A 14,410-nucleotide genomic window follows, 5' to 3' on the forward strand; every position below is an offset into this window, starting at 1 on the left:
CGATCGACGAAACGCGCGACGGTACCGTTGGTGAATCAGATTCTGGTTCTATCGATGGGCACAGCGATGCTGTTCACGGTCTGGCAGGAGTATCTAAACCGAATTTCGACCGAACAGACGATAACGGCGCCTTTGCACTTCGTCCGACTGGGAGCGGTCGTGGTCCTTGCGTTCCTTCATCGACAGATATCTCGATATAGTGCGCGCCCCCCTACCCCCCGCGATGAGATTGGGCACCTCATTCTTCCACTGGCGTATGCCGTTGTATATCTCGCCCTTCTCTCGATCTTCGCTGACCCGATCCCCGGTACTCTTACCGAGGTCTTCGTAATCTTCGGCATCTCCTTATTCCTGGGTGGAGGATTCGTCGGTCTCTCGAATCGATGAAGGGAATTCGGGAAAGCACATCACGACAGTCGTATATCGATGGCTGTCCACGGACCTCCGGCCTTCAGGTAGTCGTTCGATTAATCCAGTGACCGAATACGTCGCTATCGAAATCGAACCGTCCAACCTACCGACGGGTGCAGTCCGCCGAGATCGAATTCGGCCCGAACCCCGGAATGAGACCGGCAATGCTGTCTGCGAGTTCGGTCCTCGACGCAGACTGCGGCGATGAGAAGTGTGCCGAATTTGAGAACAATTCGAAACACTGGCCAGTCGATCCGATGACCGCGTTCGACAGTGTCGAGCCATCGCCATCGAAGGAGGTGAAAATCCACATTTCCATCTAAATGGTCTTATTTGTGAGCGAGGGATCGAAATCACGGCCACGATTGTGCTAATAGATGGGAATGTGTCTGTACTCTACGCCGGTAATCCAGAGTTACATCTAATTAATTATCTGTGCGGCGACATATTGTCGGCATCTTTGGCACGCCTCAGCCCGATCGGGGCAGAACGGTGTATGGCTCGTTACCACTTAGCAGAACTCCGTTGAGGTGCAGGGTGCCCGCGAAGGTACATCGTCGAGACGCCCCGAACGAGACGGCAACCGGACGGATCGAGCGTCTGAATTTGATCGAGGGGCCCGATTCCAGCGGACTTCTTGAGTAAGTCCATGACTCCGCAGCAAATGATCGCCAGCTACCGTCGCTATCGGGAGCACGGCCTCGAATTCGCAACTGCCTGCCACGGAGTGTGCGGTCCATTCGAACCGACGGCAAATCGTCCGAACACGACGCGTTGGAAGGCGTTGCAGGTCGAACGCACTTCCGTCGATGACAAACGGGAGCAGGTCGATATCGACCTGGCGTCCGGACGCCAGCGCGGCCGATATCACCGTATCTGAGAGCTCCTCGGTCGAACACGTCACTATATATCTAGTACGATGCAGTCAAATCGATCGCCGCACCGCACCAAGGGCCAACCGCTTCACCGGACGCGACAATCGGTCGACGTCCCTCAGCAGAAGCACCGTTGGCACGTCGGAATTGCTGTCCCTCTTGCCCGCAGAGGGCCCAGATGTGCCTCTCCACTCGCCTCAGTTCGAACCGTTCTATGGCGCCCTGAGCGCCTCTAGAGCGGCCAGGGTCGGGAAAGATAATTTTCGGGCACGTCGAATTCTCGTTCGGCTATCGTCCCACGATTCGACGGTGTCGGTACTGGGCGCGGGTTGACACTCGCTCTCGGAAGTTGGACGGGCCACGGCCAGCACTCCGTTTCGTAGACTTGCACTCGGCCGTTTGGGCTCGTTCGCTCGGCCTCCGTTTGGGAGTGGGTGTGACGCATTGAACCCCCCACGACGATATCGAACGTGGTCGGGATATCTCCCCGTGATCGGTTTGGGGACTGCAGTGCGCGCGGTACCTGCCCTACTCGACTCGGGGGATGCTACCGCCTTCAAACAGCCTGGAACCGCGATCCATCAATATAAACGATAAATGAATTAACGATTTGTGCTGCCCGACGCCGTGCGCATAAACTATATTCCGCTATACAGAAATGGGTGAGTGACCTCGTGAGCGAACTGGCGCTCACGGGGCCGTAGCGACTCCGAGTGGCGGAAAGCCGAGAATGTCAGTCGGCAGCCGAGGCGACTGCAGATCTGACAGAGACGAGAGATCCATCGGCTGGCCCGTCCGCCCCGACGGTCGCGCCCGTCGAGAGGGCTCCAGATGGACAACCTTCCGGCACCGCACGTTCGGAGTGTCGTGACCGGAGGTGACGACGACCAGACCGCGACTCCCGTCGTGACAGGAGCACATCGTCACGCGCACGCGGAGACCTCGATAGGAGGACTCGTCTACGATCGCGTACTCGCCGGGCTTCATCACTCCGGCAACGAGGCGAGGATTCGCCCTGTTCGTCGAAGAGCCGGGTGGTGTCGCTGCGACAGACGCCGGTCCGCTCGCGTGGCACCGTCAGTGCCACGGGATCGAAGGCGTGGGCTGCGAGCGAGTCGCCCGTTCGAACGCCGGTCCTCGATCGGTTTCGGTGGCGCCAATGCACAGAATTCGGATCGTTGTGGTTGTAGCCCCCGGTAAATTCGACGACCGTCTCGCAGAGGTCGACCGGTGACGGAGGCGTCGTTCCCGTTCTCGGTGATCACCACTGCTCCCCGGAGAGGACACCCCTGTCACGGCGAACGCGCGATTTGCGGCGCAACGAATGCAATGGGAAAGTCGTCACGTTCGTCGCTCGGTAGTTACATCGTTAATCTGGACCGGCAGCTCTGTAGTCGATCGCAGCGAAAAAAAGCCGGACGCTGGGCGCGTTCTACTGCTGGTCTGCGGGTTCGTCGGCGTCGTCCACGCCGGGACCGGTCCCGCCGGCACCGGTCTGGAAGACGAACTCGTGTTCTTCCTCGGTTTCGAAGTTGTTCAGGCCGTCGCCGAGGTACTGCGCGTAGCGGACCAGTTCCTCGGCGCGCGAGGACACTTCGTTGAGTTCGGCGGCCTGTTCCTCCGCTGCGCCGGCGACGTTCTCGCTCTCGGACATCGTGTCCTCCGCGAGGTCGGCGGCTTCGTCTATCATGCCCGCGACCTCCCGAATACTATCGAGCGAATCGCCGAAGTCGACCCCGGGATTGTCGTCCGCGAAGTCGTCAAGCTGGCCGGCGACCCCGTCCATCTCTTCGGAGATGCGCTGGAGCCGCTCTTTCTGGTCGTAGGCGTCGTCGGAGATCCGCTGGATGGAGTCGGCGACCTGTTCGCTGGCGTCGCGGACCGTCTCCGCGCTCTGCTGGACGGACCGCCCGCTCTCTTCGACCTCGACGGCGAAGGTCTTGAGCTGGCCGGTCGTCATCTCCAGTTCGGTGATCATCTCGTTGAAGTCCCTGGCGATCTGGTCCATCGCCTCGTTTTCACCCTCCGGCTCCATCCGCTGGGTGAGGTCACCGCGCGCGCCCGCTTGCATGATCGCGGAGTACTCCTCGGCTTTCTCCTGGAGATAGTTGCTCATCTCCATCGCCTCGGCCCGCGAGACCTCCGCTTCCTTCCGGGCTCGTTCGGCTTCGTCGATCTGCTCGCGCAAGGCGTCGCGCATCTCGGCGAACCCGTCGTAGAGCTGGCCGATGCTGTCGATGCGACCCGAGTGAATGTCGACGTCGAGGTTGCCCTCCTCCATCTCCTGGGCTTTGCCCTTCAGGCGGTCGATCGACGACGAGGTGTTGTAGCCGAGCACCGCCCCGATGAGCAGCATCAGCAGCACGCCACCGCCGGTCGCGATCATCCCGAACCGCGTGACCTGCTGGACGTCACCGAAGAGAACGTCCGTCGGCGCGTGAACCAGCGCGACCCAGGTGTCCTCGTTGCCCGGGACCAGAATCTGCGAGTAACCGACCGCGTACTCTTCGTCCATGACCGCTCCGTTCGTTCGGCTCGAGACGACGCCGCTGACGTTGTTCGTGAGGCTCGCCCCCGCCCGGAGCGTCTTGCGGTCACCGTACTGGTCGAGCGTCTCGTCGTCCGACTGGTCGAATCCGTTAGAGAACGCTTTTTCGTCGATCTGGATCGTTCCGGTCCTGTTGTTGACGATCATCGTGAACCCGCCATCGGCCCGGTCGGCCCCCTGGAGTTCACTCGCGATGTTCGTCGTCCCCAGCTCGGCGATCAGGTACCGGTTCGAGGTGCCGTTGACCGGACTGGCCAACCCGACGACAGAGCTGCCCCCGCTGGACGGGCGGTAGACGTTCGACATCGCCACGTCGCTGGTCGCGCTGAAGTCCTTCCCGATGAACCAGGAGCGCTCCGTGTCCTTGATGAAGTTCCCGGTCATCGAACCCGTGCTCGCCACGATCTTGTAGTCACCGCCGACGCGCTGGACGATGTGCATCGCGCTCACGGAGCTCGGCATCACGGTATCCTTGTGGTGCTGGAGTTTGCTCGTCATCCGCGACTGGCTCTTGCCCGCGTACGCCGGCGCTTCTGACGCCAGGCGCGTCGACAGTTTGTTACTCTCGATCCACTGGCCGACCAGGTTCGACTCTTGCACCGCGAGGGAGCTGTACTCGCTCTCCGTCTGTTCGCGCGTGTGGTCGCTGAACTGCTGGGTCCCGACGTACCCGACGGCGCCGATCGCCAGCCCCATCACCAGCAACACGATGAGGAACTTCAGCGCGAAGCGTTTCCTGATGAAGTTCGGGACCACCGTCCGGACGATTCCCATCACGCCACCACCGGCGTCGTCACCGCTCATCGATCCTCCCTCCGGTCGGCTCCCTGTCCTGACACACCCGAGTCACTGCCACCCTGAACACCTTCTCGGTGCGATTATTCGGATCGTCCACATTTCCCCAATTGCGCATAGGATTTCATGTTCGACTATCTCATATATAGCTTTGGAGTACATCGAGCGTTCTCACAACCTGATAACACGTAACCACCATCGAACTGGCAACGACCGCGACCACGCTCCAGCCGGGTCGTCGCCGTCGCCCGGTCCGATCCCTGCGGATTTAAGCGGACTCCAGTTCCATCGAGGGTCATGACGGATCTCGTCACCTTCGGCGAGTCGATGCTCCGACTCTCGCCGCCGGGACAACAGCGACTCGAAGCGATGGACAGCCTCGACGTGCACGTCGCCGGCGCGGAGAGCAACGTCGCCGTCGCCGCCGAGCGGCTCGGTCTGGACACTGTCTGGCTCTCGAAACTCCCGGACTCGCCGCTCGGCCGCCGCGTGACGAGTGCGCTCGGCAACCACGGCGTCGACCCCCACATCGTCTGGGACGACCACGCGCGCATGGGGACGTACTACGTGGAGATGGCCGGCAAACCCCGCGGAACGAACGTCATCTACGACCGGGCAGACGCCGCCGTGACCACGGCGACCACCGACGAGCTCGAGACCGACCGCGTCGCCGAGGCCGACGCCTACTACACTTCCGGCATCACACCGGCGCTCTCGGACACGCTCCTGGAGACCAGTCGCGAACTCCTCGCAATCGCGGGGGAACACGACACGACGACGGTCTTCGACGTGAACTACCGCTCGAAGCTCTGGTCGCCCGCGGACGCGCGAGACACGCTAGAGGAACTGTTCGCCGACATCGACGTGCTGGTCGTGGCCGAGCGCGACGCGAGGAACGTTCTCGACCGCGAAGGCGACGCCGAGGCCATCGCCCGCGACCTCGCGGGGGAGTTCGACTTCGACCTGACACTCATCACCCGCGGGGGCGAGGGCTCGCTGGCCCTCGCCGATGGCGAAGTCTCCGAGCAGGGCGTCTTCGAGGCCGACGAGTACGACACCGTCGGCACCGGCGACGCTTTCGTCGGCGGCTTCCTCTCGCAGTGGCTCACGGGCGCGTCCGTCCCGGACGCCCTGGAGTACGGCGCGGCGACCGCCTCGCTCAAGCGGACCATCCCCGGCGACGTCGCGCTCGTCACGCCCGATGAAGTCCGGCGCGTCGTCGACCAGGGCGAACAGAGCGGTATCTCCCGCTAACCGGTAGGTATCATCGCCTGAGACCGGCCGGGACGGGGGACCGGTTCGAGCGTCGTACTCGCCGACGGAGACCGGCGAGGAACGGAGGAAAACCGTTCGCATCACCGGCCCCGAAGACCGCGCCTCGCGTGGCCGACTGCCACCGAATTCGAACGCACCGTCCTCGGACTCGTCGTCTTCCTCGACAACATAGACCTGGCTATCTGCTGTCGGCCCCAACGGGATTTCCGTCGGGACCGAGGTCGGATGCTCGGGCAGACCGTTCACGAGCGAGTCCGTTCTATTGCCAGACCCGCCGAGCGAGAGACGGATACGGAGGACGGCGTCGCCTTCCGGGGAGAGATGGGAGTGAACTTTTATCCCTGCCGGCGGAACCTGTTCACATGAACCGAACGCTCTCGTTGCTGGAGGTATCGATCTGAGATGCGTAGCGCGAAGATAGTCTGCACGCTCGGTCCGTCCAGCGAGACCGAAGAGGCGATCGAGAACCTGGCCCGGGCGGGGATGTCGGTCGCGCGGATGAACGCGAGCCACGGCACGTCAGAACACCGCCGGGAACTCGTCGACCGGATCCGCTCGGTCGACAGGCGCATCGACAGGCCGGTCGCGGCGATGCTCGACCTGCCGGGGCCGGAAGTCCGGACCGCACCGATCCGCGAGGAGATCACGCTCGAAGGCGGGTCGACCGTCCGATTCGTCGAGGGCGAGGAGGCGACGCCCGAGGAGATCGGCGTCTCGCACGACATCTCCGCCGTGGAACCGGGCGACAGGGTCCTGCTCGACGACGGGCGCATCGAGACGACCGTCGAGTCCGTCTCGGAGGGAGTCGTCACCGCGAGCGTCGAGAACGGCGGCGACCTCGGTGCCCGGAAAGGGGTCAACGTCCCCGGCGTCGAACTTGGGCTGCCCGTCATCACCGACCAGGACCGCGAGGAACTGAAAGTGGCCGCGGAGAAAGAGGTGGACTTCGTCGCGGCGAGTTTCGTCCGCGACGGCGAGGACGTCTACGAGATCAGCGGCGCGCTCGACGAACTCGGCGCCGACATCCCGATCATCGCGAAGATCGAGCGCGAAGTCGCCGTCGAGAACCTCGGCGGGATCATCGACGCCGCCTACGGCGTGATGGTCGCGCGCGGCGACCTCGGTGTGGAGTGCCCGCTGGAGGATGTCCCGATGATCCAGAAGCGGACCATCCGGCGGTGTCACGAGGAGGGCGTGCCGGTGATCACGGCGACGGAGATGCTCGACTCGATGGTACACGCGCGTCGGCCCACGCGCGCGGAGGCCTCGGACGTGGCCAACGCCGTCCTCGACGGGACGGACGCGGTCATGCTCTCGGGCGAGACGGCCATCGGGGACCACCCCGTCCGGGTCGTCGACACGATGAACCGGATCGTCCGCGACGTGGAGGAGTCGCCGGAGTACGCCGAGAACCGCGAGCAGCGCGTGCCGCCGGCCGACGAGACGCGGACCGACGCGCTCGCTCGGTCCGCCCGGTTCCTCGCGCGGGACATCGACGCGAACGCGATCGTCGCGGCCAGCGAATCGGGGTACACGGCGCTCAAGGCCGCCAAGTTCCGGCCGTCGATCCCCATCGTCGCCTCGACGCCGAGCGAGGACATTCGGCGGCGACTCGCGCTGTCGTGGGGGATCATCCCGAAGAGCTCGCCGTACACGGCAGACGGCGCGGACGCGGTCATCAACAACGCCGTCCAGTCGGCGCTGGACACCGGCGCGGCCGAGAGCGGCGACACGGTGGTCGTCCTCTCAGGGATGATGACCGAACTCGAGGGCGTGAACACGGCGAACATGCTCAAAGTCCACGTGGCATCGGAGACGATCGCCTCCGGGCGGTCCGTGGTCGAAGGGCTCGTGTCTGGCGAACTCCACTGGACCGAGAGCGGTGACCTCACCGACGTGCCCGAGGGGGCGATCCTCGCCGTGCCGGAGGACTTCGACGGCGAGTTCGGCGGCGACGTTGAGAAACTGGCCGGCGTCATCGACCGACACGGGGGCATGACGAGCTACGCCGCGATCGTCGCCCGGGAGCTCGAACTCCCGATGATCTCCAACGCCTCGATCGGGCGCGACGTCGGTTCGGGGACGGTCGTGACCCTGGACGCCGAGCGGGGCATCGTCTACGACGAAGCCATCCAGAGCCGGGCGCGCGAGCGCGAGACGGAACGCGAATCGCTGTAAGTCGGGGAGACAGTTCGCTGGAAGCCCGCTGACCGACGTTGCCCCCCGTTCGAGCGGGTGAGTCCCCTCGCGGTCGTCGCTTCTCTCGCGCGGTATCGATGCACATATGTCTCGCCTCGACCAGTAACACGGAAATGTCGACAGTCACCGTTTACCTGATCGGGGACTCCACGATGGCCGAGAAGGACCCGGACGAACGCCCCGAAACGGGCTGGGGGACGCCGTTCGCCGAACGCGTCGACGAGTCGGTGACGGTGGAGAACCACGCCCGCAACGGTCGCAGCACCAGCACCTTTCTCGAGGAGGGGCGCTGGGACCCCGTGGTGGACGACCTGTCCACGGACGACTACGTGTTCGTCCAGTTCGGGCACAACGACGAGGTACCCTCGAAAGAGCAGTACACGCCTCCGGACGCGTTCGTCGCCAACCTCGAGACGTTCGTCGGAGAGACGCGCGAGCACGGCGCGAAACCGGTACTTCTGACGTCCATCGCGCGCCGGCACTTCGACGAGGACGGGCGACTGGAGGACACCCATCGGGAGTACGCGGACCTGACCCGGGACGTGGCGCAGGCGCGCGACGTGCCGCTGATCGACGCCGACGAGCGGAGCCGGGCGCTCCTCCGCGATCTGGGACCGGACGCGTCGAAGTCCCTCTACAACCACCTGGCCGCGGGCGAACACCCCAACTACCCCGAGGGCGTGGCAGACGACACCCACTTCAGCGAACGGGGGGCGCGCCGGATTGCCGAGCTGGTGCTCGACGGAGTCGAGGAACTCGACCTCGAACTTGCCGACCGCTTCGTCCGCGACGAGGCGTGATCGGCCGCAGAGGGCGGGCCGCAGGGGGCGGGCCGCATCGAGACAGATACCGGCGGGCAGGTGGGTCGCATCGAAACGGGAACTCGCGGGCGGGTGAATATGTGCAGTTAAGTAGCGATGGGACGACTCACCGATTACAATGGCCACCTACGCAGGAGTCGACCTCGGCGCGACCAACATCCGCGCCGTCGTCGGCGACGAGTCGGGGCGCGTCCTCGCCTCGCGTCGCACCGGGACGCCGCAGGGACCGAACGGCATCGCGGTCACCGAGGCGGTCCTCGACGCGCTCCGGGGGGCGTGCGAGGAGGCCGGCGTCGACCCGACGCGAATCGTCGCGGTCGGCGTCGGATCCATCGGCCCGCTCGACCTCGCCGAAGGGGTGATCGACAACCCCGCGAACCTCCCGGACTCGATCGACCGCATCCCGCTGACCGGTCCGATCGGCGAACTCGTCGACAGCGACGACGTCTACCTCCACAACGACACCACCGCCGGCGTCATCGGCGAGCGCTTCTACTCCGACCGCAACCCCGACGACATGATCTACCTCACCATCTCCAGCGGTATCGGCGCCGGCGTCTGCGTCGACGGCAACGTCGTCCAGGGCTGGGACGGCAACGCCGGCGAAGTGGGCCACATGACTGTCGACCCGAACGGTTTCATGACCTGCGGGTGCGGCATCGACGGCCACTGGGAGGCCTACTGCTCGGGCAACAACATCTTCCGCTACGCCCAGCGACTCCACGACGAGGACCCCGTCGAGACGTCGATGCCCCTGGAGAGCGCCGACTTCTCCTCCGCGGACGTGTTCGCCCACGCGAACGAGGGGGACGAGTTCGCCGAATACGTCCTCGACCAGGTCACGCAGTGGAACGTCATCGCCATCGCGAACATGATCGACGCCTACGCGCCGCTGGTCATCTACGTCGGCGGCGCCGTCACGCTCAACAACCCCGATCGGATCCTCGATCCGGTCAGAGAGCGCCTCGACGACGTCGTGTTCGGGAACGTCCCCGACCTGCAGCTCACGACGCTGGGCGACGACGTCGTCGTGAAGGGCGCGCTCGCCAGCGCCCTCACCGCGGGGACCGGCGACCGGTCGCGCGTGCGATCGAGCTAGCGGGCTTTAGTAGGATACGCTTTCGACGTGACGGAGCTCTCCGTCCACGACAGATGCGGCCGCAGACTGGCACAGTCGGCGACTGACGGGCCGCCGATCGGTGCAGTCGACGGCCGATGGGCCGCCGATCGGTGCAGTCGACGGCCGATGGGCCGCCGATCGGCGCAGTCGACGGGTGGCACGACCGCCGATCGGCGCAGTCGACGGGTGGCACGACCGCCGATCGGCGCAGTCGACGGCCGATGGACCGCCGATCGGCGCAGTCGACGGGTGGCACGACCGCCGACCTGGACGGCCGTCGCTCACTCCTCGAGTTCGGACAGCCGGCTGAACGCCGTCGGCGGGAACCGCAGTTCGACGCGGCTCGGCGGTCGGCCCTTCTCGTTAGTGACCTCCGACTGGACGCGTTCGACGACGCCGACCTCTGCCATCTCGTAGAGGTAGCGCTTGACGGTCCCCGCGGAGAGGTCGACCGAGGGGTCGGCACTGATCGCTTCGGTCGTCGCGGTGACCGACGCGCGCTCGTCGGGATCGAGCGCGACGAGCTTGCGGAGGACGAGTTGCTTGTTCGCCGGAAGCGCGAGGACGCGGCCCAGCGAGACCGACGACCGGGGGAACTCGTCTATCGCGGCGCTCACCTCCGACTCGGTGATGCGGGTCCGGTCGGCCCGGCTCGCGCGGTCGGCGGCGACGAACAGCGCCGCCATCGCGTCGTGGGCGTTCCCGTCCGCCCAGTCGGCGATCCGACGGGCCTGCTCGTGGTCGAGGGCCTGCCGGGTGAGCCCGAGCGAGGCCCTGGTCATCAGCAGGTCGACGAGCATCTCGCGCCGGTAGCGGTCGACGCGGATCTCGGTCGCCGTGTACTCCGTCAGTGGGATCTCCTCCGGCGGGATCCGACCGATCGCGAGCCAGCTGACGTTGCTCGGCAGCCCGGCGAACAGGTCGACGAGGGCCGCGGCGTCGGTGCCCTCGGGCTCGCAGACGTGGTCGACGGCGACGACGACGCCGGTGCGGGAGCGGCCGAGGACCTCGTGGAGGCGGTCGCTGAGTTCGTCGGTACTGATCCCGTGGTCGGGGACGGACTCGTCGACGAGCGCGTCGAGGACGCCGTGGTAGAAGGCGAACTCGCTCGTGGTCTCTCGCATGTCGACGTAGACGAACGCGGGCGTCGTGGGCGTGGCCGCCCGCGTACTCGTGTGGATGACAGACCGTGTCTCGGTCGACAGCTGGTCCAGGTGGGCGAACAGGGCTGTCACGACCGCGGACTTCCCGGACCCGAACGGGCCGGAGACGTACGCGTTGGGCGGTAACTGCCCGTCGAAGACCGGGTCGAGGTGGTCGAGCAACCGTTCGAGTATCGGTCCGCGGTCGGAGGGCTCGTCGACGTGTGAGACGGGCGAGAGCGACTCGTAGTCCTCGACCAGCCGCGGGCCCTCGGAGCGGCGCTGCCGGCGTTTGATTCTCGCGTCTATGTCCATGAGCGTTCCAGGGAGTTCTGTTGTGAACGAGGTCCATCATGGAATATAAATGGACCGCGATAGGTCAGACGGGTTCGACGCCGAGTTGCGGATCGGGACCCGTCACGTGTCGATCAGAGGTACCCCGCGTTGGGGAGGATCCCGAGTATCGCCAGCACCGCGACGACGGTCATCGCGATCGCGATGGCCATCGCGGGCGGGTCGACGTGCGTACCCGAGTGTGCGTAGAACATCCGCTGGGTCACCTCGCCCAGGAGCCCGCTGAACGCGCCGAACACGCCGGCCGCGAGGAGCGCGATCACGGGTCCCGTTGCCGGCAGGAAGACCACTGCCCCGACGGCTCCGATGAGGGTGATGTGGTGGGTGACAGGGATCTTCTCGACGCCGAGGTTGAGGAACAGCAGGCTCATCGCCGAGATGGCGTAGCCGAGGAAGATGCTCTCGGTCGCGATGTAGATGTACCCGCCGAGGATGCCGCCGACGAGGCCGATCGCCGTGACCCCGGACCACTTGTACTGGTGGGGGAGCCACGGTTCGGTCGCCAGTCGGCCCTCGTGTTCCGGGGGGACCTCTCCGCCGTCGGCCGCCATGCGCGGCTCCTCGCGCTCGAACGGCGACATGTCGAGAATGCTGTCGCCGCGAGACTTCCCGACGATCGGGTAGCCGAACACGGCCCGCGCGATGAACGCGGTCGCGAAGACCGACACCGCGATGAAGTCGGAGAGCGCGGTCCCGCCGACGACGACGACGGCGTACCCGATCTCGGTGATGAGCCAGCCGAGCGCGCCGAAGACGGCGCCGACGGCGAGGATGTCGGGCTTCGTGCCGAAGGCGTACAGGATGTTCTTCCCGAAGTGGTAGTCCCACCCCTCCGGCTCCATCTCCGGGTACTTCTTCCCGGCGTAGGCCGTGGCGGCGACGCCGCCGGCGAAGGCGATGTGCGGACCGGTGACGACGCCGAACCCGATGACGCCCGTCACGTCGGCGGCGAGTTGGCCCTCGATGCCGCCGGCCGCGCCGACCTCGCGCTGGAGGATCGCGATCCCCTCGCCGAGGAAGACGAGGAACCCGGTGAAGATGAACGCCGGCAGCGCGCCGATAGCGGCGCCGAACGCTCCGCCCGCGAGCGCGGTGATCAGTAACAGGAGGAACTGTTCGACCTCCATCCCGAGAACCGGTATCTGCAGGACGGTCTCGTACATCGGTCACTCCTCCTTGGCCCAGTCGAGCGAGCGCTCGACCGCGTCGTCCCACCGGCTGTACATCCGGTCGGCCTCGCTCCCGTCCATCTCGGGCTCGAACTCGCGGTCGACCTGCCAGTTGGAGCGGAGTTCGTCCACCGTGTCCCAGTAGCCGACCGCCAGCCCGGCGGCGTACGCCGACCCGAGCGCGGTCGTCTCGTCGACCTGCGGGCGGACGATCTCCGTCTGGATGATGTCGGACTGCAACTGGCAGAGGAAGTTGTTCTTGACCGCGCCCCCGTCGACGCGGAGGGTCGTGGTCTCGACGCCGGAGTCGGCCTCCATGGCCTCTGCCACGTCGCGGGTCTGGTAGGCGATGGATTCGAGCGTCGCCCGGACGATGTGTTCCTTCCGCGTCCCGCGGGTCATCCCGACGAGGGTCCCCCGTGCGCGTCCGTTCCAGTGCGGCGCGCCGAGGCCCGTGAACGCCGGGACCATGTACACCCCGTCGGTGGAGTCGACCGAGCGCGCCAGTTCCGCGGTCTGGGCGGCGTTGTTGATCAGGTCGACGTCCTCGAGCCACTCGATGGCGGCGCCGGTGATGAAGATCGCGCCCTCGAGGGCGTACTGGACCGGCTCACCGGACATCTGGAAGCCGATGGTCGTCAGCAGGCCGTGCTCGGAGGAGACGGCCTCGGTGCCGGTGTTCATGAGATAGAACGAGCCGGTTCCGTAGGTGTTCTTGGCGTCCCCCTCGTCGAAGCAGGTCTGGCCGAACAGCGCCGCCTGCTGGTCGCCGAGCGCGCCGGCGACGGGGACCTCGGCGCCGAGGAAGCCGTCCGGGTCGGTCGACCCGTAGGTCTCCTCGTCCGAGGAGGGGCGGACCTCGGGGAGCATCGACTCGGGCACGTCGAACTCCTCGAGGAGTTCGGGGTCCCAGGAGAGGTTCTCGATGTCGTACAGCATCGTCCGCGAGGCGTTGGTGACGTCGGTGATGTGGTTGCCGGTGAGGTTGTAGATGAGCCACGTGTCGATGGTGCCCATCATGAGTTCACCCTGTTCCGCCCGGTTGCGGATGTCCTCGCCGCGGGAGCTCTGGAGCTTCAGCGGTTCGGCGTTGTCGAGGATCCACTCGACCTTCGTGGCCGCGAAGTACGCGTCGGCCTCGAGCCCGGTCTTCTCGCGGATCCACTCGACCTTGTCCGCCTCCTCGAGTTCCTCCACCCGGTCGGTGGTCCGGCGGTCCTGCCAGACGAGGGCGTTGTGGATCGGCTTGCCGGTCTCCGCGTCCCACACGACCGTCGTCTCGCGCTGGTTCGTGATCCCGAGCGCTTCCAGTTGCGTCGCGTCGAGGTCGGCCTCGTCGAGTCCGCGCGTGACGACGTCCTTCGTGTTCTCCCAGATCTCGACGGGGTCGTGTTCCACCCACCCCGGGTTCGGATAGATCTGTTCGTGCTGTTCGTATGCGTTCGCGACGACCTGCCCACCGTGGTCGAACACCATGAAGCGAGTGCCGGTCGTCCCCTGGTCGATCGCGCCGATGTACGTGTCTGACATGTTCCTGGTCTCCGTCTGGCGGCCTATTTATCTTAGGTTCCGCCTTACTGGTAAACAATATAGTGAATCATTATAAATGTTGCCGACAGTTGCTCGCTCCCGGTCGACCCTCTCCGCGCCCGCGACCCCATCGCGGGACAGATCCGGACAGAGGCGGTTCTACAACCGATC

Annotated in this window: 9 protein-coding genes; 5 read left to right on the forward strand and 4 right to left on the reverse strand. The window is 65.6% G+C overall.

Features of this window, described 5'->3' with window-relative positions:
* Positions 1-1,060: 1,060 nt before the first annotated feature.
* On the forward strand, positions 1,061-1,291 hold the full coding sequence (locus ACMGFE_RS07435; RefSeq protein ID WP_436924453.1) for a hypothetical protein: 231 nt from the start codon (positions 1,061-1,063) through the stop codon (positions 1,289-1,291).
* Positions 1,292-2,718: 1,427 nt separating this feature from the next.
* Here ACMGFE_RS07435 and ACMGFE_RS07440 read toward each other — a convergent pair.
* Complete coding sequence (locus ACMGFE_RS07440; RefSeq protein WP_436924454.1) at positions 2,719-4,638, reverse strand: HAMP domain-containing protein; 1,920 nt, start codon at positions 4,636-4,638, stop codon at positions 2,719-2,721.
* A 288-nt stretch (positions 4,639-4,926) separates the two neighbouring features.
* Here ACMGFE_RS07440 and kdgK1 point away from each other — a divergent pair, with 288 nt between their 5' ends.
* The 4 genes from kdgK1 to ACMGFE_RS07460 all read left to right on the forward strand — a co-directional run bounded on the left by kdgK1 (position 4,927) and on the right by ACMGFE_RS07460 (position 10,023).
* On the forward strand, positions 4,927-5,883 hold the full coding sequence (kdgK1, locus tag ACMGFE_RS07445) for a bifunctional 2-dehydro-3-deoxygluconokinase/2-dehydro-3-deoxygalactonokinase (RefSeq protein ID WP_436924455.1): 957 nt from the start codon (positions 4,927-4,929) through the stop codon (positions 5,881-5,883).
* 423 nt (positions 5,884-6,306) lie between these two features.
* Positions 6,307-8,082 (forward strand): pyruvate kinase, encoded by a 1,776-nt coding sequence (gene pyk / locus ACMGFE_RS07450; RefSeq protein ID WP_436924457.1) that lies wholly within the window; start codon positions 6,307-6,309, stop codon positions 8,080-8,082.
* Between the two features lie 134 nt (positions 8,083-8,216).
* Positions 8,217-8,903 carry a rhamnogalacturonan acetylesterase gene (locus tag ACMGFE_RS07455; protein ID WP_436924458.1) on the forward strand — a complete coding sequence of 229 codons (687 nt, stop codon included), beginning with the start codon at positions 8,217-8,219 and terminating at the stop codon, positions 8,901-8,903.
* 139 nt (positions 8,904-9,042) lie between these two features.
* The gene (locus tag ACMGFE_RS07460; protein WP_436924460.1) at positions 9,043-10,023 is read left to right on the forward strand and encodes an ROK family protein; all 981 of its coding nucleotides are present in this window, start codon (positions 9,043-9,045) and stop codon (positions 10,021-10,023) included.
* Between the two features lie 302 nt (positions 10,024-10,325).
* Here the strand turns inward: ACMGFE_RS07460 and ACMGFE_RS07465 are convergent, their stop codons facing one another.
* The 3 genes from ACMGFE_RS07465 to glpK all read right to left on the reverse strand — a co-directional run bounded on the left by ACMGFE_RS07465 (position 10,326) and on the right by glpK (position 14,239).
* Complete coding sequence (locus ACMGFE_RS07465) at positions 10,326-11,501, reverse strand: Cdc6/Cdc18 family protein (RefSeq protein WP_436924461.1); 1,176 nt, start codon at positions 11,499-11,501, stop codon at positions 10,326-10,328.
* 113 nt (positions 11,502-11,614) lie between these two features.
* Entirely contained in the window at positions 11,615-12,703 is a 1,089-nt protein-coding gene (locus ACMGFE_RS07470; protein ID WP_436924462.1) for a DUF7973 family transport facilitator, read from the reverse strand.
* Between the two features lie 3 nt (positions 12,704-12,706).
* A complete protein-coding gene (gene glpK, locus ACMGFE_RS07475) occupies positions 12,707-14,239 on the reverse strand; it encodes a glycerol kinase GlpK (protein ID WP_436924463.1) in 1,533 nt (510 codons plus the stop codon).
* Positions 14,240-14,410 lie beyond the last annotated feature (171 nt).

The organism is Halosimplex amylolyticum (genome assembly GCF_051414035.1).
GTDB classification, from domain to species: Archaea; Halobacteriota; Halobacteria; order Halobacteriales; family Haloarculaceae; genus Halosimplex; species Halosimplex amylolyticum.